This is a genomic window from Collinsella sp. LCP19S3_D5 (assembly GCF_052121415.1).
Taxonomy (GTDB): domain Bacteria; phylum Actinomycetota; class Coriobacteriia; order Coriobacteriales; family Coriobacteriaceae; genus Collinsella.
Genome location: NZ_JBQKEH010000003.1, coordinates 1 through 21641 on the forward strand (window position 1 = coordinate 1; position 21641 = coordinate 21641).

Annotated in this window: 20 protein-coding genes, 1 tRNA gene and 1 pseudogene; 15 read left to right on the forward strand and 7 right to left on the reverse strand. The window is 59.3% G+C overall.

All coding sequences use genetic code 11. The features are described from left to right. Positions 1-345: 345 nt before the first annotated feature. The 5 genes from ACTQXO_RS01735 to ACTQXO_RS01755 form a co-directional block, all read right to left on the reverse strand. Positions 346-420 (reverse strand) — tRNA-Gln (locus tag ACTQXO_RS01735). Positions 421-458: 38 nt separating this feature from the next. Then, complete coding sequence (locus ACTQXO_RS01740) at positions 459-1364, reverse strand: peptidoglycan-binding domain-containing protein (RefSeq protein ID WP_441038911.1); 906 nt, start codon at positions 1362-1364, stop codon at positions 459-461. Between the two features lie 138 nt (positions 1365-1502). Further along, positions 1503-2516 (reverse strand): polyprenyl synthetase family protein, encoded by a 1014-nt coding sequence (locus ACTQXO_RS01745; RefSeq protein ID WP_441038910.1) that lies wholly within the window; start codon positions 2514-2516, stop codon positions 1503-1505. A gap of 128 nt (positions 2517-2644) precedes the next feature. Then, a complete protein-coding gene (locus ACTQXO_RS01750; RefSeq protein WP_441545382.1) occupies positions 2645-2965 on the reverse strand; it encodes an HAD family hydrolase in 321 nt (106 codons plus the stop codon). Beyond that, a complete protein-coding gene (locus tag ACTQXO_RS01755; RefSeq protein WP_441038908.1) occupies positions 2914-3105 on the reverse strand; it encodes a hypothetical protein in 192 nt (63 codons plus the stop codon). The genes ACTQXO_RS01750 and ACTQXO_RS01755 overlap by 52 nt, the downstream gene beginning before the upstream one ends. A 224-nt stretch (positions 3106-3329) precedes the next feature. Between ACTQXO_RS01755 and ACTQXO_RS01760 the strand changes: the two genes are divergently transcribed. Then, the gene (locus tag ACTQXO_RS01760; RefSeq protein WP_441038906.1) at positions 3330-4049 is read left to right on the forward strand and encodes a GntR family transcriptional regulator; all 720 of its coding nucleotides are present in this window, start codon (positions 3330-3332) and stop codon (positions 4047-4049) included. Positions 4050-4377: 328 nt separating this feature from the next. Continuing rightward, positions 4378-5172 (forward strand): annotated as a pseudogene (locus ACTQXO_RS01765) (ABC transporter substrate-binding protein). 114 nt (positions 5173-5286) lie between these two features. Here ACTQXO_RS01765 and galE read toward each other — a convergent pair. Continuing rightward, complete coding sequence (gene galE, locus ACTQXO_RS01770) at positions 5287-6348, reverse strand: UDP-glucose 4-epimerase GalE (protein WP_154515134.1); 1062 nt, start codon at positions 6346-6348, stop codon at positions 5287-5289. 266 nt (positions 6349-6614) lie between these two features. Between galE and ACTQXO_RS01775 the strand changes: the two genes are divergently transcribed. Beyond that, positions 6615-7820 carry a PcsB-like coiled-coil domain-containing protein gene (locus ACTQXO_RS01775; protein WP_441545383.1) on the forward strand — a complete coding sequence of 402 codons (1206 nt, stop codon included), beginning with the start codon at positions 6615-6617 and terminating at the stop codon, positions 7818-7820. A gap of 217 nt (positions 7821-8037) precedes the next feature. On the opposite strand, the gene murB is transcribed toward ACTQXO_RS01775, so the two are convergent. Then, the gene (gene murB / locus ACTQXO_RS01780; protein WP_441545411.1) at positions 8038-9000 is read right to left on the reverse strand and encodes a UDP-N-acetylmuramate dehydrogenase; all 963 of its coding nucleotides are present in this window, start codon (positions 8998-9000) and stop codon (positions 8038-8040) included. Between the two features lie 183 nt (positions 9001-9183). Here murB and ACTQXO_RS01785 point away from each other — a divergent pair, with 183 nt between their 5' ends. The 12 genes from ACTQXO_RS01785 to ACTQXO_RS01840 all read left to right on the forward strand — a co-directional run bounded on the left by ACTQXO_RS01785 (position 9184) and on the right by ACTQXO_RS01840 (position 21448). Continuing rightward, the gene (locus ACTQXO_RS01785) at positions 9184-10212 is read left to right on the forward strand and encodes a LacI family DNA-binding transcriptional regulator (protein WP_118388843.1); all 1029 of its coding nucleotides are present in this window, start codon (positions 9184-9186) and stop codon (positions 10210-10212) included. A gap of 204 nt (positions 10213-10416) precedes the next feature. After that, positions 10417-12945: a phosphoketolase family protein gene (locus ACTQXO_RS01790; protein ID WP_441031398.1), complete on the forward strand. Its 2529-nt coding sequence runs from the start codon at positions 10417-10419 to the stop codon at positions 12943-12945. Between the two features lie 446 nt (positions 12946-13391). Next, complete coding sequence (locus ACTQXO_RS01795; protein WP_441031396.1) at positions 13392-13880, forward strand: hypothetical protein; 489 nt, start codon at positions 13392-13394, stop codon at positions 13878-13880. Between the two features lie 38 nt (positions 13881-13918). Further along, the gene (locus ACTQXO_RS01800) at positions 13919-14686 is read left to right on the forward strand and encodes a GntR family transcriptional regulator (protein ID WP_441031394.1); all 768 of its coding nucleotides are present in this window, start codon (positions 13919-13921) and stop codon (positions 14684-14686) included. Further along, positions 14671-15384 carry a GntR family transcriptional regulator gene (locus ACTQXO_RS01805; protein ID WP_427719867.1) on the forward strand — a complete coding sequence of 238 codons (714 nt, stop codon included), beginning with the start codon at positions 14671-14673 and terminating at the stop codon, positions 15382-15384. Before ACTQXO_RS01800 ends, ACTQXO_RS01805 begins: the two co-directional genes overlap by 16 nt. 193 nt (positions 15385-15577) lie before the next feature. Further along, complete coding sequence (locus ACTQXO_RS01810) at positions 15578-16693, forward strand: SIS domain-containing protein (RefSeq protein ID WP_441031392.1); 1116 nt, start codon at positions 15578-15580, stop codon at positions 16691-16693. A 60-nt stretch (positions 16694-16753) separates the two neighbouring features. Next, positions 16754-17815, forward strand: a complete 1062-nt coding sequence (locus ACTQXO_RS01815; protein ID WP_441031390.1) for an SIS domain-containing protein — start codon at positions 16754-16756, stop codon at positions 17813-17815. A 46-nt stretch (positions 17816-17861) separates the two neighbouring features. Further along, entirely contained in the window at positions 17862-18281 is a 420-nt protein-coding gene (locus ACTQXO_RS01820) for a PTS sugar transporter subunit IIA (RefSeq protein WP_427719849.1), read from the forward strand. 57 nt (positions 18282-18338) lie between these two features. Then, positions 18339-18821: a PTS sugar transporter subunit IIB gene (locus ACTQXO_RS01825; RefSeq protein ID WP_427719850.1), complete on the forward strand. Its 483-nt coding sequence runs from the start codon at positions 18339-18341 to the stop codon at positions 18819-18821. Between the two features lie 60 nt (positions 18822-18881). Further along, the gene (locus tag ACTQXO_RS01830) at positions 18882-19655 is read left to right on the forward strand and encodes a PTS mannose/fructose/sorbose/N-acetylgalactosamine transporter subunit IIC (RefSeq protein WP_427794525.1); all 774 of its coding nucleotides are present in this window, start codon (positions 18882-18884) and stop codon (positions 19653-19655) included. Further along, positions 19636-20469, forward strand: coding sequence for a PTS system mannose/fructose/sorbose family transporter subunit IID (locus ACTQXO_RS01835; protein WP_427794524.1), 834 nt, complete (start codon positions 19636-19638; stop codon positions 20467-20469). Before ACTQXO_RS01830 ends, ACTQXO_RS01835 begins: the two co-directional genes overlap by 20 nt. A gap of 88 nt (positions 20470-20557) precedes the next feature. After that, a complete protein-coding gene (locus ACTQXO_RS01840; RefSeq protein WP_441031387.1) occupies positions 20558-21448 on the forward strand; it encodes a DMT family transporter in 891 nt (296 codons plus the stop codon). The last annotated feature ends 193 nt before the right edge of the window (positions 21449-21641 follow it).

Below are 21641 nucleotides of genomic sequence, written 5' to 3' on the forward strand. Positions count from 1 at the left end.
GCGGCCGCGCCCCGCTGCGTCGCTCCGCTCCTTGCGTGCTGCGCTGGAAAACGCTTCGCGTTTCCTCAGCTCCGCACCCTTGCGGGTTCGAATCCCTCCGCATGCCCACAAAAAAGCGCCCCGGGCTGATGAAAGCCCGGGGCGCTCAGTTACCTTGGCTGGGACGGAGGGATTCCGCGTCCGCCCGCCGGCGGCCGCGCCCCGCTGCGTCGCTCCGCTCCTTGCGTGCTGCGCTGGAAAACGCTTCGCGTTTCCTCAGCTCCGCACCCTTGCGGGTTCGAATCCCTCCGCATGCCCACAAGAAAGCGCCCCGGGCTGATGAAAGCCCGGGGCGCTCAGTTACCTTGGCTGGGACGGAGGGATTCGAACCCCCAACAGCCGGCACCAAAAACCGGAGTTCTACCGTTGAACTACGTCCCAATGTGTGGTGCTGCCCAAAAGCAGCTCGTCTAGTTTACCTAATCTGCGAGGGCATCGCAAACGCCATCGAGCAGGCGTACGGCGAGTGTCTGGGCGTCGCTTGCGGTGAAGGTTCCGTTGTAGCGCGTCATGCCCGTGAGCTCAATGCGGATACGTGCAGGCTTTTGTTGCGCGGCGATATTGGCAGTGCGGATGCGCTGCGCCAGGTTGTGACATTCGGCAAGGGCGATCGTGGCGCGCGGCGCTGCATCTGCGGGCAGCCCATCGCTTGCGATCTCGAGTACCAGGTCCACGTCGGTCGGAACCTCGGAATCGCAAAGCATCATGCCGCTGTTGTCGGTCGTCGCCGTGGCGATGTTCCACATGCGCGATGCAACGCTGCGTGCGATGGGGTCCTCACCGATGACGGCAATCTGGAAGCGCTCGAGCACGTTGGCGGCGCGGGCAAAGCCGATGCGCGACTCGGCCTCGGTAACCGAGGGTTTGCCCTCCCACACGTGATGCAGACGGTTGATATAGGCGTAGGTATCCTGGAATGCCATGCCGTCGGCAAACAGGCCGACATTTTCTTGGAACTGCTGCAAGGCCGCCTCGGTGTGCGGGCCAAAGTAGCCGTCGTCCTCACCGCAGGCAAAACCCAAAACGTTGAGTGCCCTCTGCAGGGCCCGAACGTCGGCACCATGGAAATTGGGCATGCGCAGATAAAGCGTGCGGTCGCCCAGCTTATACGAGGCGTCTACCAGGGCGCTCCAACAGGGGATATCGACGGCGTAGCCAGCGGCAAGGCCGCTGTCGAGCCTAAAGGTGCCAACAGCCTGCTCGGTGGTGGTGCCAAAGCGCTTGTCGGCGACCTCGGCGTCATCGATTGTATAGCCGAGCTGCAGAAGGCGGGACTGGACGTCCTCGACGGCTGCTCCCTGCATGCCCGTTGTGATAGGTTCCATGAACGAACCCCTTTCGGCGTACCATTCGTACTATTTGAGCGTGTGTCGGATAGACAACGCAAAGGGTTGCATAAACATGCACTCAACAGTGTAGCAAGTTGTACCCAAATGCGCTGCTGACAGGTTTTATAACCCCCGCTAGTTAAGGCGCTCCACAAAGAAATCTGCCATGGAGTCGAACAGCTCGCGTGCATGCGGGTCGAGCTCGACACCTTCGATAGCGGCCTTGGCCTTGGCAGTCAGGTTGAGTGCGTAAGTGTGGGCGAAATCGACAGAGCCGGTCTGCTGGAAGATCTCCACGGCGCGTGCGAGTTGCGCGGGGTCCTCGGTGCCCGAGGAAAGGATTGCCTCGACTTCGTCGTGATAACGCTCGTCTGACAGGGCATGCACGGCGACGAGCGTGCGCTTGCCCTCTGTGATATCGGTGCGGAAGTCCTTGTTGGCGGCCTCCTTGGTGCCAATAAGGTTGAGCAGATCATCTTGGATCTGAAAGGCAAGGCCCGTGTGCAGGCCAAAGGCACGCAGCGCCTCAATCTGGTCTTCGCTGCCGCCACCGATAATGGCTCCGGCGGCAAGTGGCGCGGCTCCGCTGTAGTACGCGGTCTTGTGCGTCGCCATGTCCAGATAATCGTCGACCGAGATGTCAAAGCGCCCATCGCGGACCCAGCCCAGGTCGAGCGCCTGACCCTCGATGGTGCGAACGATCATCTCGGTGAGCTCGTGGAGCACGCGGAGCTTCACGTCTGCCTTGAGCGTGGGGTCGTCGAGAACCGTCTTGGTAACCATGGTGAGCGCTAGGTCGCCGCAGTTGATGGCAAGTCCCGTACCCTCGGTAAGGTACATACAGGGCTTGCCGCGGCGCAGCTGGCCGTTGTCGGCGATGTCGTCATGGATAAGCGCTCCCGACTGAAAGTGCTCGATGGCCGCCGCCGCGCTTCGGGCGCTCTCAAAGCTGCCGCCTACTGCGGTGGCGGCGAGCATGCAGATGAGCGGGCGGTGGCGCTTGCCGGCATTGGCCGTAAATGCCGAGAGCGGGCCATACAGGTAGCGCTCGATATCGGCAGAGGTCGCCTGTCCGTCAAAGAACGTGGCCAGATAGTCGTTAATCTGGTCAAAATGCTGGGCTAAAAAGCTGGTAAACGGACTGGACACGGGTTCTCGCATTCTTTCTTAGGTTGCATCGTTGCGTTATGCAGACAACATATTGCCACATTAGGGCATCGAGCGCGGCGGTTGAAGACGATTGAGCCATGTTGTCGCAAATGCGGCAAGAGGCGCGGCTAGATAAGTCCAAAGTGCTCGAGCGCGGTGACGACGCCGTCGTGGTCGAAGCTGTCGGTGACGTAGTCGGCCTTTTCCTTGAGGAAGTCCGGCGCGTTGCCCATGGCGACGCCAACATCGACCGCCTCCATGAGGGCGATGTCGTTGCTTGCGTCGCCGATGCCGTACACAGTGCCGTGATCTGGCCCCAGGGCGTCAAGCACGGCCTTGATTCCGGCCCGTTTGGTGCACTCGCGAGGCGAGATTTGCAAAAAGCAGTGGGAGGCGTTTAAAGACCGTCCACGAGCCGCGCTGGATGATAGCCCAAAAAAACATACCAAGGGGTTCCGTATACGGCGAGGTCGCCGACGATGTCCGCAGACGTTGCGAGGGCGGAGACGCCGACCATAAGGCCCGATATGGAAAACAGCATGGCGGGCGCGAACATTGCCCCGCCAAAGCGTTGGATTTTCTGCAGCATAATATGCCTTCCGGATGCAACATGCTGTGCGAGCAAGAACGTTTAAACAATGAACTCATTGTAGAGGACTGGCTGCTTGCCGCATTGACGGTTTTGATTCGGTCCGATTTGGGTGCCGGGGGAACCGTCGACGGTAAATAATCCGTGCTTTGCCGATAGACGGTTTAAACAACCCCAAGAAATGCTATCGTGCCTAGCCATACATATTCATTAGAGGTGAAGCCATGCCAAAAGCGATTTACGAAGGAATCTACCGCGAGATCCGTTCGCGCATCATTAACGGGACCTATGCGTTTCAGGAGATGCTGCCAACCGAAGCCGAGCTGACCGCAGAGTTCGACTGCACGCGCAATACCGTCCGCCGCGCCTTGAGCATGCTGGCCGACGAGATGTTTGTGCAGCCCATACACGGCAAGGGCGTACGCGTTATTTGGCTCAAGGGCGAAACCGACATGTTGGGTGCACTCGAGGAAGTCGAGTCGTTTGGCGAATTTGCAAAGCGCAAAAATGCCGTTGCATCGACGGACGTTAAGTCCTTTGAACATCTGGTCTGCACCGAGCAGCTCTCTCGTCGCCTGGGCTTTAAGGTGGGCGAGGAGCTGATTCGCGTAGTGCGTGTCCGAAGCCTCAACGGCAGCGCGCGCCAAGTGGACCATGGCTACTTTTTGGAGTCGATCGCCAAGGGTCTGACCCCCGAGATCGCAGCAGAATCTATCTACGACTATCTGGAGCACAGGCGCGGCATCAAAGTGATGGCAAGTCGCCGTACGGTGAGTGTCGAGCTCGCCAACGATGAAGACTGCAGCTATCTTGACCTCGGCAAATACAACTGCGTTGCCGTCATGGAGAGTCAGTCGTACACCTCGGACGGCATCTTGTTTGAGGTGACGCATGTTCGCACACACCCCGAGATCTTCCATTACCGCGTCAATTCCAAGCGATAGGTAACAGACGCATAAGCTTGCGTTTCGATATGAAGCGCCCCGTGCGGTCGATGGGATATCGGCCGCACGGGGCGCTTTAATTGTTTAGACAATATTTGTCAAGTACGAATGTATCAAGAACCGTTCACCGAAGTTTTTCTACCGCTCTAACAATACTTGTTCAGACAACTAGGCAAACAGCGTATTGCACAAATCAGAAAAAGGGGCAAAGTCCCCGAACCAATCTCCGAAGGCGGCGGCAAAGGGCGCCGCCACGGTCTTTGGCCTGGGTCTCGTGGGCTGCGGTGGCTCCGCCGGCTCCGGCTCCTCTGCTTCTGGTGACGCTGCCGTGGTCTACTTCCTCCAATTCAAGCCCGAGGTCGACAAGGAGTGGAAGGAGATCGCCAAGGCGTACAAGGAGGAGAAGGGCGTCGAGGTCAAGATCGTGACCGCCGCCTCCAACACCTACGAGGAGAAGCTCAAGTCCGAGATGTCCAAGAGCTCCGCTCCGACCCTGTTCCAGGTCAACGGGCCCACCGGTCTTAAGAACTGAAAGGACTACTGCGCCGACCTGTCCGATACCAAGGTCCGCGGTGAGCTCGTCGACGACTCCCTGGCTCTGCAGTCCGACGGCAAGGATCTAGGTATCGACTGGGTCCAGGAGAGCTACGGCATCATCTACAACAAGCAGCTCCTCGAGAAGGCTGGCTACAAGGCCGAGGACATCAACTCCTTCGACAAGCTGAAGGCTTGCGCCGATGACATTCAGGCCCGCAAGGACGAGCTTGGCGTTGACGGTGCCTTCACTTCCGCCGGCATGGATGACTCCTCCAGCTGGCGCTACACCACCCACCTCGCCAACCTCCCGCTCTACTACGAGTTCGAGAAGGAGCACAACCAGGAGGATGACGAGATTAAGGGCGAGTATCTCGACAACTTTAAGCAGATCTTCGACCTGTACATCACCGACTCCACCTGCGATCCTTCGCAGCTTGCCTCCAAGACCGGCGACGACGCCACCAACGAGTTCGCAACTGGCAAGGCCGTCTTCTATCCTTCTCGTTGTGGGGTCGGCCTGCCGATGGGTGTGCAGTCCGCCTCCGATGTTCTGATTCGATACACCTATTGTATACATGTTGTTTAAACATGTATAGGCAAGATAAAAAAGTTGGTCGATTTACGGCGAATGGTTACATGCCATGAAAAAGCCCCGGTCTCACATCGTGAGATCGGGGCAAGAACGGTGTGTAGGTTTTTGCTACTCGGCGTCGGCGAAGCCGTTGGGGTTGTGGCTCTGCCAGTTCCAGCTGTCGCGGCACATGTCCGCGATGTCGTACTGTGCCTTCCAACCCATCATGCGCTCGGCCTTGGAAGCGTCGCACCAGTTGGCGGCGATGTCGCCGGCGCGGCGCTCGCGAATCACGTAGGGCAGCTCTTTGCCACAGGCCTTGGAGAAGGCGGCGACGACCTCGAGCACCGAGGTGCCGGTGCCGGTGCCTAGGTTAAAGATCTCGACGCCGGTCTTGCCGTTCATCCAGTTGAGGGCGGCCACATGGCCCGATGCCAGGTCACACACGTGGATGTAGTCGCGCACACCGGTGCCGTCGGGGGTGGGGTAGTCGTTGCCAAAGACCTGAACGGCCTCGAGCTTGCCCACGGCAACCTGCGCGACATAAGGCACCAGGTTGTTGGGGATGCCCTTGGGGTCCTCGCCGATCAGGCCCGACGGATGGGCGCCGATGGGGTTGAAGTAGCGGAGCAGCACAACGTTCCACTCGGGGTCGGCGGTGTGAACGTCCATAAGGATCTGCTCAATCATCCACTTGGTCCAGCCATAGGGGTTGGTCGCGGGCTTCTTGGGGTCTTCCTCGGTGACGGGCGGGTTATCCGGATCGCCGTAGACGGTCGAGGAGCTCGAGAAGATGATGGACTTGCAGCCATGGTTGCGCATAACGTCGACGAGCACCAGGGTGTTCTCGATGTTGTTGTGATAGTATTCGACGGGCTTGCTCACCGACTCGCCGACGGCCTTAAAGCCGGCGAAGTGGATGACGCGGTCGATCTGATGGGTATCGAAGATCTTGTTCATGGCATCGCGGTCGAGCACGTTGGCCTCGTAGAAGGTGAGGTTCTTGGCGGCCTTGTCGCCCACGATGGTCTTGACACGGTCGACGGCGACGGCGCTGGAGTTGGAGAGGTCGTCGACGATGACGACCTGGTAGCCACCCTCGAGCAGCTGAACGACGGTGTGCGAGCCGATAAAGCCGGCGCCACCGGTTACGAGGACGCAGGTGTCTTTGGGGTCGAGTGCTTTGGACATGTAGTCTCCTATCGAATCAGGAACACTTCCTGAGGGAGTATAGCGCAGGCAGGGGCACCCAAAACGTGCAGGGCAGGAAAAGCAGACGAACATGCTAACGTACTCATGGAAATGTTTGGCGTGGGCATAACCTTGACTTTGACGTTTGCATACGAGCCGCCGACCATGGGGTTTGCTGCCGTTCGTGGAAATCGTTGGGACGTGTCGGATGTACGCTAATATGTATGAGTTGAGCGACATATAAATAAACATGTAACGGAGTAGATATGTCACCAAACAGCGATTCCATCCTTTCCCAGGAGCTTTCGCGTCGCACTGCCCTCAAGGCCTTGTTCGGCGCCGCTTCTGCAGCCGTTCTTTTTGGTCTGCCCGCTCGCGCCCATGCTGCGGAGGCCACCAAGGAAACCACCGACAAGCTCAATGCGGCCCAGGCTCAGCTTGACGAGGTCCAGGCCCAGCTCGACAGCATCGCAAATGAATACGCGGCGCTGGCCAACAAGAACGCCCAGACCCTCAACGATATCGAGAGCGTACAGGGCCAGATTGACAGCACGCAGGCGCAGATTGACGAAAAGAAGGCCGAGCTCAAAAAGAAGCGCGGCGATCTTTCCGATCGCGTTTCCGCCAACTATAAGTCGGGCGGCACCAACATCCTGTCGCTGCTGCTCGCCTCGGGCTCGTTTGAGGAGCTCGTCGCCAATGCGCACTATGTTGAGAAGATCAACAAGAGCGACCGCGACGCCATCGAGGATATCCAGACCATCCAGAAAGAGCTCGATACACAGAAGTCCGAGCTCGAGTCGCAAAAAGCCGACTTGGAGAAGCTCAAGGACCAGCAGACTGCCCAGATGCAGGACATGCAGGCCAAGCAGCAGGAGGTCCAGACGGTTCTGAACGGCCTCTCCGACGACGTCAAGGAGCTCATGGCCCAGCGCGATTCCGAGATTCTCGCTGCCGCCCAGGCTGAGGAGGCTGCCAAGAAGGCCGCCGCTGCCGCGGCTGCCGCAAACAAGAACAATTCCTACTCGGGTGGTTCAAACTCGGGTGGCGGATCGTATGCGCCCGGAAATCCGCAACAGAATGCCGGCTCGGGCAAGCAGCAGGCTGTCGTCAACGCATGCTACTCCACGCCTTCGCCTGGCCTAAACTGGTGCGCCGCCTGGGTCACCAACGTCTTCCGCAACGCCGGCGTGGGCTACTTTGGCGGCAACGCGTGCGACATGTTTAACGCCTGGTGCTACAGCTCCGATCGTTCGGCGCTGCAGGTGGGCATGATCGTGGCCGACTCGTCGCACAGTGGCACCGGTATGCCGGGTCTGCTGTACGGACACGTGGGCATCTATGTTGGCGGCGGCATCGTTATGAGCAACGAAGGCGCCATCACGTCGAGGTCGCTTGACTCGTTCATTGGGTTCTACGGCACTGGCTCTGGTGTGCGCTGGGGCTGGCTTGGCGGTATTGCGCTGTCGTAGCTGCGGCTTGGTCCGGGACTGCGGGCGAGGCATAAGGTTGCCTGCTCTACAGTCCTGCGCAAGACGAAGGCCACATTAAGTGGCCTTCTTTGCGTGCGGAACTCGCGACCAACCTTATGCCTCGCCCGCAGTCCCGGACCTTCCGGGTTCAAGGCGCGACACACCGGACTGGTTGTCTGAATTAAAGAAAGTGAAGGCCCCTTTTGGGGCCTTCTTTTTATAAAAATTCGCCTACTCGGTGGACTTCGGGTTCTAGGTCTACGCAGAATTGGTCTTTGACGGTTGCTTGGATGTGGCGGATGAGTTCGTCGACGTCGGCGGCGGTGGCGTGGTCGGCGTTGACGATGAAGCCGCAGTGTTTTTCGCTCACCTGGGCGCCGCCGACGGCATGGCCGCGCAGGCCGGCATCCATGATGAGCTTGCCGGCAAAGTGGCCCTCGGGGCGCTTGAAAGTGGAGCCGGCGCTCGGCATGTCGAGCGGCTGCTTGTCCTCGCGGCGTTGGCGGTAGTCGTCCATGTCGGCCTTGATCATCGCGGCGTTGCCCGGGGCGAGATTGAAGGTGGCCGAAAGCACGATGAAGCCGTCGTCGGCGATGCGGCTCTTGCGATAGCCCAGATTGAGCTCGTCGACATCGAACTCGATGATGCTGCCGCTACCGCGGGTGCCGTCGTCGAGCATGCGGGCGGGCTTGTAGACGCGTACAGACTCCAGCACGTCGGCCATGCAGGCACCGTAGGCGCCGGCGTTCATGTAGCAGGCGCCGCCGACCGATCCGGGGATGCCCGAGATGGGCTCCATGCCGGTGAGACCGGCCTCGGCTGCCGCGGCCGCAACATCCGAAAGCAGCGCACCGGCTGCTGCCGTAACGTGCGTGCCGTCGACGGTAATGTCGGAGAGGCCCTCGCCTAGCGCTACGACGACGCCGCGTATGCCCTTGTCGCCGACGAGTAGGTCGGAGCCGTTGCCCACGATGGTGAGTGGCAGATCGCAGCGATAGCAGGTATCGAGCGTGGCGACGAGGCCCTGCTCGGTGTCGGGCGTGACAAAGACGTCGGCCGGGCCGCCAATCTTAAACGTGGTGTGCTCGCGCATGGGCTCGCTCATCAACACGTTGTCCTCGCCGGCAACGCCAGCGAGCGCGCACAGCAGGTCCTCGTTAAAAAAGTCGTTCTCGTGCATCCGAATATCCGCCTTTTGGTGGTCGTTGTCATCAATCGATTGCAATATACCCCACCTGGACGTATTTGGTGCGCTGGCGGCGATAAAACAGCCGTCTACCGGATTGGTAAAGTGTTTATCACCGAGGTAGAGGGGCAGTCGCTATACTTTCAAGAGATTGCGCGTAAACCCGGAAGGAGCGAGATGGCCAACAAAGTCACCCTCAAGCAGATCGCCCAGGAGGTGGGGCTTTCCCCCTCGTCGGTCTCGCTTGTTCTCAACAATCGGCCTTGTCGCATCTCGGAAGAAAACCGCAAGCTCATCAAGGAGGTCGCGGCGCGCAACCACTATGTTCCCAACCAGATTGCGCGCAGCCTGGTCATGCGCGAGTCACGCACCCTGGGTCTTATCGTCCCCAACATCGAGAGCCGATTTTTTGCCTCACTTGCCGGTAGCTTGGAAAAGCGCTGCCGCGAGGACGGCTATGCGCTCTTTATTACCAGCTCGGGCGGAAGCGCCGACGACGACCTGGAACTGCTGCGCCAGCTGGTGACGCGCGGCGTCGATGGTGTCTTCCTGGTGGTAGGCGACGAGTTCTCGGACGACCGTGCCCTGCGCGAAGAGGTCAGCCATCTACCCATCCCTGCCGTGATGGTCGACCGCGCCATTGAGGGGCTCGAGTGCGACAAGGTGATGTTCGACCACGAGATGGGTGGCTATATGGCTACCCGCTATCTGATCGAGCAGGGCCACCGTCGCATTGCCTGCTTGGTTAATGCGCGTCGTTCCAATACGGGTCGCAAGCGACTTGCCGGCTATGAGCGCGCGCTGCGCGAGGTTGGCCTGCCTATCGACGCGCGTTTGGAGTTTGAAAGCGAGTACTACATTCCGAGCGCCTACGAGGCCTCGGAGGCGGTGCTCGCAACCGACGCCACTGCCGTATTCGCAAGCTCGGACAACATTGCCCTCGGTTTGCTCAAGCGTTTGCACGAGATGGGGAAGAGCATCCCGGGCGATATTTCGGTGGTGAGCTATGACAACTCGGCGGCCGACGTTCTCTTTGAGCCGGCGCTGACCGCCATTGAGCAGGATCCTGGTGTCCTCGCGGAACATGCTTTTGGCTGCATGTCCAAGCGTCTTGCCGGTAGGGGCGGTAGGCGTGCCGAAGAGGTCGTCCTGGAGCCGGCGCTTATCGTTAAGGGCAGCGTGCTCGAGCTTACTAAACATAACTAAACACGTTTATCAATTTGCAGAGACCGAATGTGGAGCACCTGTGGCAGACAATGCCGCAGGTGAATGTCGCGTTTTGTTGATCGATGTGATTGATAAGGGTGATAAAACGTTTTTTCACCACGATAAAACGTTTTAGCAAATATACTAGTCCCAACGAATGGTTGCCGTATTGGAGGGCGACCGCACAGCGGAGGGACATAAACAATGGCTAAAACACTGGGGACGCCGTGGCAAAAGCTGGGCCACGAGGTGCCGGCTTCTGAGCTCGAGGGCGTCGACCTGTATTGGCGTGCATCGAATTATCTGTCCGTCGGTCAGATCTACCTTCGCTCTAACCCGCTCATGCGCCCCGACTTTGTCGATGAGAAAACCGGCGAGGTGCGCGACTTTGGTCGCCCGGACGTTAAGCACCGCCTGGTCGGTCACTGGGGCACCACGCCCGGCATCAACTTCCTGTTCGGTCATGTCAACCGCCTCATCGCCGATCACAACCAGAACGCGATCTTCTTGATGGGCCCGGGTCACGGTGGTCCCGCTGGCACCGCCCAGTCGTTGCTCGATGGTACCTACCGCGAGATTCGCCCCGACATTACCAATGACGAGGCCGGCCTGCAGAAGTTCTTCCGCCAGTTTTCCTACCCCGGCGGTATTCCGAGCCATTTTGCGCCCGAGACGCCTGGCTCCATCCACGAGGGCGGCGAGCTCGGCTACACGCTCAGCCACGCCTACGGTGCCGTCATGGATAACCCGAGCCTGCTGGCCGTGGCTGTGGTGGGCGACGGCGAGTCCGAGACCGGTCCGCTCGCGACCTCTTGGCAGTCTAACAAGCTCGTGAACCCGGCAACCGATGGTATCGTCCTGCCGATCCTGCACCTCAACGGCTACAAGATCGCCAACCCCACCATTCTTGCCCGCGTGTCCGACGAGGAGCTCACCAAGTTCTTTGAGGGCATGGGCTATAAGCCGCATTTCTTTGTCGCCGGCTTTGACGACGAGAGCCATGCGAGCATTCATGCGCGTTTCGCCGCCCTGTTCGAGCAGGTCTTCGATGAGATCTGCGACATCAAGGCCACCGCTATGGCTCAGGCCACTGCGGGCGAGACCGTGGTCCGTCCGGCCTATCCCATGATCGTGTTCCGTACGCCCAAGGGTTGGACCTGCCCCAAGCAGATTGATGGCAAGAAGACCGAGGACTCCTGGCGCGCCCATCAGGTGCCGCTGGCGAGTGCCAAGGACACCCACGAGCACTTCCGCGTGCTGCGCGAGTGGCTGCGCTCCTACAAGCCCGAGGAGCTCTTTACGCCCGAGGGCCAGGTGCGCCCCGAGGTGACGGCCTTTATGCCGACCGGCGAGCTGCGTATCGGCGCCAATCCCAACGCGAACGGCGGCAAGGTACGCCGCGAGCTCGAGCTTCCCGATATTCACGCTCACGAGATCCCCGTCGCAAGTAAGGGCCACGGCTGGGGCTCCACCGAGGCCGCCCGCGTCTTTGGTGAGTACACTGCCGATGTTCTGGCCAAGAACATGGATGATTTCCGCATCTTCGGTCCCGACGAGACCGCGTCCAACCGCCTGCAGGCTGCCTATAAGGTGACCAAGAAGCAGTGGGATGCCGGTTTCTACGAGGACGATGCCAACGACGAGCTGCTGGCCGGTTCCGGTAAGGTTGTCGAGCAGCTGTCCGAGCACCAGTGCGAGGGCTTCCTCGAGGCCTACGTGCTCACCGGCCGCTCCGGTGTGTGGAGCTCCTACGAGAGCTTTGTCCACGTGGTCGATTCCATGGTCAACCAGCACTGCAAATGGCTCGAAGCAACCAAGCGCGAGATTCCGTGGCGCGCTCCTATCAGCGGCCTCAATATTTTGCTGTCGAGCCATGTCTGGCGCCAGGACCACAACGGCTTTTCGCACCAGGACCCCGGCTTTATCGACCTGCTGCTCAACAAGGCAAACGACACGCATGTCGTGAATGCTTATTATCCGGCCGATGCCAACATGGCCCTTGCTGTGGCCGAGCGCGTCTACCAGTCCACCGACTGCGTCAATGCCATCTTCTGTGGCAAGCAGCCCGCCCCCACCTTCCAGACGGTCGACGAGGCCAAGTCTGAGCTCGCCGAGGGCGTAGCGACCTGGGAGTGGGCATCGACTGCCGACTCGCTCGCCGAGGCCGACGTCGTGGTCGCTACTTGCGGTGACGTGCCGACGCTCGAGGCACTGGCCGCAACCGATATGCTACGCGGGCTGGGCATCAAGGTCTGGTTTGTCAACGTAGTCGATCTGCTCAAGATCCAGAACGTCTGCGAGAACGACCAAGCCATCAGCGATGAGCGCTGGGCTGAGCTGTTTGGCCGCGGCGAGAAGCCCGTGCTCTTCGCATTCCACGCTTATGCCGGCACGATTCGCCGCCTGATCTGGAACCGTCCCGGCCACGATGCCTTCCGCGTTCACGGCTACGAGGAGAAGGGCTCCACGACCACGCCGTTTGACATGCTGCGCCTGAACAACATGGACCGCTGGGCCCTGGCCGCCGACGTGCTGCGCATGGTTGACGCCGATAAGTTTGCCAAGCAGATTGATGAGTGGGAGGCCTTCCGCACCGAGGCCTTTGAGTTCGCGTGCGACGAGGGCTTCGATCACCCGGCCTTTACCGATTGGGTCTGGCCCGACGCCGCAGCCGCAACCGCTGCCGACGGCGTACTCTCCGCAACGCAGCTAACTGCCGGCGACAACGAATAGCATCCGGGACGGTCTCGCGCTGGGGCCGCCTCCGGGCGGGTGCCTTCCCCTGAGAAGTGGGCTTCGCGAACTTCTCAGGGGAAGGCACCCGCCCGGAGGCGGCCCTCTCGACCGTTTCGATATGCGGGGGCTGATTCTTTTTTATGTAATGGGGACCTTGCTAACGCTGCCTTAGAAGCCGTGCATCTAACTATGGTTAGCCAAGATTGCATTGCCGGGGCGGGGACGGGGGGGGGTGGGTTTTTTTTTTTTTTACCACCCCACCAAAAAAAAAAACACCCCCCCCCCCCCCCCCCCCCCCCCCCCCCCCCCCCCGCCCCGGCCCTCGTCCGTGAACTTTTCCGCTGGGCGAGCCATAGACACCACGCACCGATGCGGTAAAGCGGCGGCTTGAAATTGGTGCTATATTCAACTTGAGTTGTTTAATACTAGTACGGGAGGCTGATATGGGGCTGTTCAAGAAGAAAAACCCGCAGGATGCCTTTGATCCCGATGTGTTTACCATCACGGATACGATTTTGGACCCGCCGCGGTTTACATTTTTGCCGGCTATCTACCAGGATGCCACGCGCCGCAAGTGGGCCGTGCATCAGCGCGGCGGCGAGCCGAAGATTTTTGACTATGCGGACGTGCTGCAGTGCGAAGTGGCAGAAGCTGGCAATCCGGAGGCCGAAGAAGCGGTCTCCAAACAAGAATTTGCCCAGCGTATTCTGGCAAATCCCGCCAAGGCGGCAAAAATGAACGCTGCCAAGCGTAATATGTGTCTTGGTATGGGCGTTGTTGTGGCGGTTCAGACGGGAAAAGGCAAGGTTTCCAAATTAGAGATTCCCGTTATGACCGACGAAGTTAAACGCGATTCAAACCTATATAAGTCGTATCGGAATGTCGCCGAGAAGATCAAGGCCGAATTTGATGCCATGGGAGGGCTGGCCTAATTTTGGCGGCATACGTTTCTGAATGAGGAGTCTGTGCAATGGCAGGCGAATCTTATGCAATCCCCCCCAAAGATTGTGCTGTTGAGGGAATTCTTTGGTATATCCAGCACCATCAGCTTACCGGCGGCGATCGCCTGCCGGCTGAGCGAGTGCTGTGCGAAGAGATTGGCGTTTCGCGTACGGCGTTGCGCGCTGGCATCACACGGCTCATCTCGTGTGGAACGCTCGAGAGCCGTCGCGGATCGGGTACATATGTGTGTCCTCCCAAGCCGCTGAACATCTTCCAGGAAACGTATAACTTTTCCGATGCCGTGCGGACTGTCGGCCTGCACCCCTCTTCTCGTCTGGTTTCCACCGGGACCATCGAGGCGGATGAGGCGCTTGCCGACAAGCTTGGGGTGGCTGTGGGCGCTCCTTTACTCCGCATGCAGCGCATTCGACTTATAGAGGGCGAGCCGGCGTCAATCGAGACTGCTCACGTTAACCTGTCCCTGTGCCCATCGCTTCTCGAGCACGATTTTGAGTGTGAGAGCCTTTACGATGTCTTGCTCAAAGAAGGTGGCGTGCGTGTTGAGCATGGACGTGAGCATATCTCCATCTCGCGTTTGAACGCCGAAGAGGCCGAGCTGCTCCAGCAAGAAGAGGGAACGCCGGTGTTCTATGAGAGCACGATCGAATTTGATAAGGACATGCGTTTTGTGGAGCATTGCAAATCGGTGATTTTGCCCACAAAGTTCCGCTTTGCCGATAACGGCGAAAAGAACGGAATGAGAAGCGTGGCAGGTGAACAATGGCTGAAACAGTAGATGCCACCCCGGTTTATATGCGCATTCGACGCCGCATCGAGGAACGTATCGAGCGCGGTATATATCCCACGGGTTCCATGATTCCGTCCGAAAAAGACCTCGCCGAGGAATTTGGTACGACACGCTTGACCATCCGAAGCGCTGTCGATGAGCTGGTTCGGCGCGGGCAGATTCGACGCGTCCGCGGAAAGGGCGCGTTTGTGGCGCAGAAAGTACCCGTTGCCTACGAGCGAACAGGAGGCTTTCGCGAGTCGGTTCGTGCTTCGGGCGGCGAGCCGTCCGTCCGTATCCTCGCGCGTTCCAAGCGTTATGCGGGCCCATATTATGCCAACCTGTTTGGCATTGCCGAGGACGATTTGTTGTATTCGATTCGGCGTTTGAACTGCGTCAACGGCGATCCCGTATCGATTGAGATGGCGTTCATCCCGTGCCGGCTGTTTCCCACAATCGAAGATATTGACGTGTCGGTCTTCAGCTTGTACGAGACCTATGAGATGCTAGGCCGAAAGCCGGTCATGGCTCAGGAGAAGCTCGATATCGAGGCGGTGGGCGCACGCGACGCGGGCTTGCTTGGCTTGGAACAAGGGGATCTTGTTTTGCTTTTGGAATGCGTGAGCTATGACGCGAGCGGTCAGGCTATCGAGTATGTAAAGTCCTTCAATCGTGGCGATGCGGGCGGCTACACCTATACGTACTAGCTGGGGCTTTGCATCGCGCGCGGTAACAGCCGGTCTGTTTGGGCAATTTGACCGACTGTATATACAACCTTACATGGCTCAAAATCGACCGTTCGCCGAAGGGGATAAATTAATCGACAAAGAGGTATCAAAAAGCCGTAACCTGTAACTGTGATTGGTATCAAATACTAATGATTTGTTACGAGGTGAGACGATGAAGATGCTCGATTACGTTCAGCTTGCCCATGTGCGTATGGGAGAGAACCTCGAGCGTTCGTCTGAGCTGGTAGCGCAGCTCGTTGATATTTTCCAGTCCGGTTCTTTTGACGCGCTGCGCATCGTTGCTTCGGGTTCGTCGCGCCATGCTGCGGATTGCGCCCGCGATTACCTGCAAGATGCGCTGCAGATGCAGGTGTCCGTTGTGACGCCCGAGGCCTTCGTCGATTTTGAACACACCTATCCACAGCATGCGCTCAACATCGCCGTCTCGCAGAGCGGCTATTCAACCAATACGATTGCGGCGCTCGATTACATGCGCGCACACGATATGGCTGCAGTTGCGCTCACGGCAAACGTCGAGGCACCCATCAAGGAGCACACTGACATCGTTCTTGACTACGGTGTGGGCGTCGAGTCGGTGGACTTTGTGACTCTGGGCGTCGAGGTTCTCGTTGAGTACCTGGTGCTCTTTGGTATTTACGGCGGTCAGGCGCGCGGAACGATTGACGCCAAGGGCGTTGCCCAGCGTCTTGACGACCTGCGCGAGGCTATCCATGCCAATGCCGTGATGTGCAAGACCGCCGAGGCATATGTCCAAGACCACATGCTCGATCTTTCTGAGCACACGCCCGCCATGGTCGTCGGCAACGGACCCAACTACGGTGTTGCCGAGGAGGCGGCGCTCAAGCTGAGCGAGACCATCAAGATTCCTGCCATGCACCACGAAGGCGAGGAGTTCGTCCACGGTCCCGAGATGCAGATTGTTCCGGGCTATCTGGTGTTTATCGTCGACGATCCGCAGGGGTCGGAGCGTCTTGCGGATATCGCCGATGCGCTATCGAACGTTACGGCAAAAACGGTGCTGCTCACGGCCCATCCCAAGGGTAAGGCTCACGAGGTTGTGGTGCCTCAGGTGGCTCCGCTGCTCAGCGCAATTCCCAATCTTGTGTTCTTCCAGACGATTGCGGCAATGATCGCCGAGCGTCTGAAGTCATGGGACGTGCACCCGTATCTCGATGCCGTCTCCAAGCAAATGGAGGTCAAGGCAGAGGGCTACGAAGAGTCAGTCAATGCGCTTAAGGCCAAAGCGGCTGAGTGTTACGGAATGTAAGCGGGTTTTGATGCCCGTTGGCATGGGGGATGTGAAGACAACCCCAGAAAGGAGAGACAAATGAAGGAAACCGAGAAGATCGAGATCATGCATTTCGACCAGGAGGGCTACCTCGAGGACGGCAAGGCGCTCTACGAGACCGGCAAGAAGATGACCGCGCTCGCCGACAAGGTCGCCGACGAGGGCTACGACGCCGTGTTCCTGATGGGCGTCGGCGGCACCTGGGACGAGCTCATGCAGCTCGAGTACCTCATGAACAAGTTCGGCGACCGCGACCTCGAGGTCTACCTGATCCACGCCGCCGAGTGGAACGTCTCCGGCCACAAGCGCATGACCGAGAAGTCCGTCGTGCTCACCGCCTCCGAGTCCGGCACCACCCCCGAGGTCCTCGAGGCCGTCAAGAAGATGAAGGGCATGGGCGTGCGCGTCTACGCCATGACCAAGCCCGAGGGCCCCATCGGCCAGGCCGTCGGCGCCGAGAACTGCGTCGCCATGGCTTCCGACCATGGTTCGGGCGGCTGCGAGAAGGGCTACTACCTCGCCGACTGCTTCGGCCTGCGCCTGCTCAACCGCCGCGGCTGCTTCCCCAAGTTCGACCTGTTCATCGAGCAGACCAAGGACATCTGGAAGGACATGCTCGACATCCGCAAGCGCTTCGAGCCGCGCGCCGAGGAGCTCGCCAAGAAGTACGCCCTGGCCCCCTACACCATGTTCATCGGCTCCGGCGCCCTGTGGGGCGAGACCATCCTCTTCTCGATGTGCATCCTGGAGGAGATGCAGTGGAAGCGCACCCGCTACATCACCTCGGCCGACTTCTTCCACGGCACCCTCGAGCTCGTGGAGCCCGGCGTCCCCGTGTTCCTGTTCATGGGCGAGGACGAGAACCGCAAGCTCGACGAGCGCGTCCGCGCCTTCCTGACCCGCGGCGTGACCGGCGACACCGACGTCAACGTCATCGACACCGCCGAGTTCGCGATCCCCGGCCTTGACGATGAGTTCCGCGTCATCGTGTCCCCGTGGATTCTGACGGTGCTCGTTACCGACCGCCTGGCTCGCTACTACGAGACGGTCACCAAGCACAACCTCAAGTATCGTCGCTACTATCACCAGTTCGACTACTAAAGAAAACGGGTGCGGGAACGCGCCGGGCTATTGAGAGGAACACAGAATGAGACAGTACATCATCGCCAGCCATGCGCACTTCGCTACCGGCATCAAGGAGAGCATCGAGCTGCTCTCGGGCGCTCGCGACAACGTCCACGATCTTTCGATGTTCGTCGATGACCGCATGGACGTGGCCGAGGAGGCCCAAAAACTGCTGGCAGGCATGGCTGCCGACGATGATGTCGTCGTGTGCACCGACCTCTTTGGCGGCAGCGTCAACAACGAGTTCACCAAGATCGTCCAGACGCGCCCCCGCACGTACCTCGTTACCAACATGAACCTTCCTCTGCTCATTCAGCTGCTGTTCTCTGACGAGTCGGTGCCGGTTGAAGAGACGATTCGCACCATCGTCGCTGCGGACGATACGCGCGTGAAGTTTGTCAACGATCTTTTGGTCGATGACGACGAGGAAGAAGAGTTCTAATCCGCAGCACCTACTGACACGCCGTAAGACGGCACAAGACCTTTGGGGGGTCACATTATGATTCAGCTACTTCGCGTCGACCATCGCCTGCTTCATGGCCAGGTCGCGGTCTCTTGGGTTCAGGGCCTCGGCTCCAATTGCATCTTCTGCGTGGGCGATAAGGTCGCTAACGACCCGGTGTGGAAGACGACGCTCAAGATGGGCAAGCCTGCCGGCTGCAAGCTCGTCATCAAGGATATGGCGAATGCCATCGAGGCCATTAACTCGGGTGTGACTGACAAATACAAGATGATTATCTGCGTCGCCACCATCGCTGAGGCAAAGCAGCTTGTTGAGGGCTGCCCGCAGATCAAGTCGGTCAACCTGGGCAACACCAAGCCCAAGGACGAGAAGCGCCCCGATGCTCGTCAGGTCTCTCGTCAGATCTTCCTGACTGCGGCCGAGGAAGCCGATGTGCGCGAGATGCTGAGCCGCGGCGTCGAGGTCGAGATTCGTCCTCTGGCCGACGACCCCAAGGTCGACTGCGCAAGCGTGCTCTAGGCGTTTAATTTCGAAGAGCCTGCGGGTTCTTCGTAGTGTCCTATTAGGAAAGGGGGATGTATGCTTACCCAAGCAATCCTCATCGGACTTATCGCCGCGTTTGGTAAGTTCGACTACCAGCTCGGTACGCTCTATGCGTTCCGCCCCATCGTCCTGTGCCCGCTCGTGGGCCTGGTGCTGGGGGACCTGCAGTCCGGCCTCGCGATCGGTGCGAGCCTGGAGCTGCTGTTCATGGGCTCAATCTCCATCGGTGCCTACGTGCCGCCCGATGAGACGATCGGCGGCGTGCTCGCCTGTGCCTTCGCTATCCAGCTGGGCCAGAGCACCGAGGCAGCCATCGCGCTCGCTATGCCCATCGCCACGCTGTGCCTTGCCATCAAGAACATCCTCAACGCCGCCCTGCCGATTTTGGTTGACCGCGCCGATGTTTTCTCTGCCCGGGGCAACCTTAAGGGCGTCTATGCGATGCACTTCCTGATCGGTTCCACCGGTATCATCATGGCGTTCCTGTTGTGCTCGCTGTCGTTCTATCTGGGTGCTGACGCTATCCAGGGCGTGCTCGACTTTATCCCCGACTTTGTCCTTGCTGGCTTTGGCGTTGCCGCCAACATCCTGCCTGCCATGGGCTTCGCCATGCTCGGCCGCCTGGTGCTCACCAAGCAGCTCGTGCCCTTCTACTTCCTGGGCTTCCTGCTGTGCTCCTACGCCAACGTGCCCGTCCTGGGCGTCGCCCTGATCGCCATCATCATCGGCATCGACAAGTTCGACCTGCTCGGCCTGGGCGGAGCCCAGCCCCAGCTCTCCGCGGAAGGGGATGAGGACGATGACTTCTAGTCCCGAGAACAAGATCACGCGCTCCGACCTCATCAAGAGCGCCGTCAACACCGGCGCCCTGGGCATGGAGTTCTCCTGGACCTACTACAAGCAGATGAACATCGCCTTCTGCCTGATGGTCGCCAACATGCTCAAGAAGATCTACGCCGGCCGCCCCGACGACTACGCCGAGGCCCTGCACCGCCACTGCGCGTTCTTCAACATCACCGTCCAGTTCGCCCCGTTCGTCGGCGGCATCGCGATGGCCATGGAGGAGAAGGTCGCCCGCGGCGAGATCGAGCCCGAGAGCGTCAACGACGTCAAGGCCGCCCTCATGGGTCCGCTGTCCGGCATCGGCGACTCCATCTTCCTGTCGACGCTGCGCGTGGTCGCCGCCGCGGTGGGCATCAGCCTGTGCCAGGCCGGCAACCCCTTCGGCCCCATCGCCTTCCTGCTCATCTACAACGTCCCCGGCTTCGCGCTGCGCATCTGGGGCGCCGTCAAGGGCTACGAGCTGGGCGTGGGCTTCCTGGACGAGGCCCAGAGGACCGGCCTCATGCAGAAGATCATGACCTGCGTGGGAATCGTGGGCGTCATGGTCGTTGGCGCCATGTGCAAGGACATGTTCTGGGCCAGCATCCCGGTGGCCATCGGCTCGGGCGACGACGCCCAGACCCTCCAGGACATCCTGGACGGCATCATGCCCGGCATGCTCGGCATGATTGCCTTCTGGCTGTACTACTGGCTGCTGTCCAAGAAGATCAACCCCATGGTGCTGATCGTGGCCACCATGGCCGTGGGCATCGTCGGCGCGTTCTTCGGCGTGCTGGCGTAGGTTCCTGCGTTCTATTCTGCCCCCAAGGGAAACGGCGACCCATTGCGGTCGCCGTTTTTTATTACCGAAAGCTAGCTGGAGGTGCTTCGTGATTCGATCTGACAATCCACCCGATAATGGCGTGAGCGGGGCGATGTATCTATTTGGCACGGCGCTCTTGTGGAGTTTTATCGGCATCCTCGTTCGCGCCAATTCGCAGTCAGCTCTTTTGATCGGTGCCGTTACGGCAATATTTATGGCGCTCTTTATCCTGCTCGTCGGCAGGCCCGTCTTTCGCGTCAGCCGTCTTATTGTCCTTGTGGCCGTCTGCAACTTCGTGACGGGCACCACGTTTAACTTTGCCAACCAGCTCACGGCGGTCGGCAACGCGATCGTTCTGCAGTACACCTCGATGATTTTCGTTATCGTGTATCAATCGCTCGCAACTCGCACGTTGCCCTCGCCTGCGAAGATTGCCTCCGTGGTGGTTGCTTTTACGGGTATGGGACTTTTCTTTTTAGGTGATTTGAGTGCCGAGGGCATGCTCGGAAATCTGCTTGCCGTCATTTCGGGCGCCACCTTTGGGCTGTGTTTCTTTTTAAACTCTCGCCCCGATGCGTCGCCTATGGTGTCCTCGCTCATCTCCTGCGGCATCTCGATACTTCCGATCGTCTATTTTGCCGGCGACCTAGGCTCCGTGAAACCCTTTGAGTGGGGGCTTATGCTGGTGCATGGCCTTTTTTGCAGCGGCCTTGCGAGTGTGCTGTATGCCAAGGGGATTGCGCGCACCAACGCGTTTGCGGCCAACTTGGTTTGCATGAGTGAGGTCGTGCTCGCTCCCTGCTGGTCGGCGCTCCTCTTTGGCGAGGTCTTTCGCTGGAACGAGTTTTTGGGCGCAGCGATTATCGTTTTGGTGATTATGGCCAACTTGGCATCCGATGCCTTTGGCGATGGCTTTCTGGTGACGCTTGTCCTCCATCGAAACAAAGAGCGCGCCTGACGGGATACGTCTGCCGTTTACGGTAAAAAACACTCCGCTGAGCGAGTGGTATTAAATAGTAAGAACCTGCATACCTATAATTGGTATCAAATCATTTGTGCCTGGCATGGGTGTTAGCAGCACACCAGGTACGCTTCGAGCCGTGGAATCGAACTCCCGGAATTGATATCAACAACGCGCGCGACGGGAGTGA

Bases quoted from the DNA above. Each gene is read 5' to 3' on its own strand.
- ACTQXO_RS01805 (WP_427719867.1), top strand. From the start codon at position 14,671: ATGGCTGAAACAGTAGATGCCACCCCGGTTTATATGCGCATTCGACGC.
- ACTQXO_RS01820 (WP_427719849.1), top strand. From the start codon at position 17,862: ATGAGACAGTACATCATCGCCAGCCATGCGCACTTCGCTACCGGCATC.
- galE (WP_154515134.1), bottom strand. From the start codon at position 6,348: ATGTCCAAAGCACTCGACCCCAAAGACACCTGCGTCCTCGTAACCGGT.
- ACTQXO_RS01800 (WP_441031394.1), top strand. From the start codon at position 13,919: ATGGCAGGCGAATCTTATGCAATCCCCCCCAAAGATTGTGCTGTTGAG.
- ACTQXO_RS01775 (WP_441545383.1), top strand. From the start codon at position 6,615: ATGTCACCAAACAGCGATTCCATCCTTTCCCAGGAGCTTTCGCGTCGC.
- murB (WP_441545411.1), bottom strand. From the start codon at position 9,000: ATGCACGAGAACGACTTTTTTAACGAGGACCTGCTGTGCGCGCTCGCT.
- ACTQXO_RS01835 (WP_427794524.1), top strand. From the start codon at position 19,636: ATGAGGACGATGACTTCTAGTCCCGAGAACAAGATCACGCGCTCCGAC.
- ACTQXO_RS01785 (WP_118388843.1), top strand. From the start codon at position 9,184: ATGGCCAACAAAGTCACCCTCAAGCAGATCGCCCAGGAGGTGGGGCTT.
- ACTQXO_RS01760 (WP_441038906.1), top strand. From the start codon at position 3,330: ATGCCAAAAGCGATTTACGAAGGAATCTACCGCGAGATCCGTTCGCGC.
- ACTQXO_RS01795 (WP_441031396.1), top strand. From the start codon at position 13,392: ATGGGGCTGTTCAAGAAGAAAAACCCGCAGGATGCCTTTGATCCCGAT.
- ACTQXO_RS01825 (WP_427719850.1), top strand. From the start codon at position 18,339: ATGATTCAGCTACTTCGCGTCGACCATCGCCTGCTTCATGGCCAGGTC.
- ACTQXO_RS01755 (WP_441038908.1), bottom strand. From the start codon at position 3,105: ATGCTGCAGAAAATCCAACGCTTTGGCGGGGCAATGTTCGCGCCCGCC.
- ACTQXO_RS01790 (WP_441031398.1), top strand. From the start codon at position 10,417: ATGGCTAAAACACTGGGGACGCCGTGGCAAAAGCTGGGCCACGAGGTG.
- ACTQXO_RS01810 (WP_441031392.1), top strand. From the start codon at position 15,578: ATGAAGATGCTCGATTACGTTCAGCTTGCCCATGTGCGTATGGGAGAG.
- ACTQXO_RS01740 (WP_441038911.1), bottom strand. From the start codon at position 1,364: ATGGAACCTATCACAACGGGCATGCAGGGAGCAGCCGTCGAGGACGTC.
- ACTQXO_RS01815 (WP_441031390.1), top strand. From the start codon at position 16,754: ATGAAGGAAACCGAGAAGATCGAGATCATGCATTTCGACCAGGAGGGC.
- ACTQXO_RS01830 (WP_427794525.1), top strand. From the start codon at position 18,882: ATGCTTACCCAAGCAATCCTCATCGGACTTATCGCCGCGTTTGGTAAG.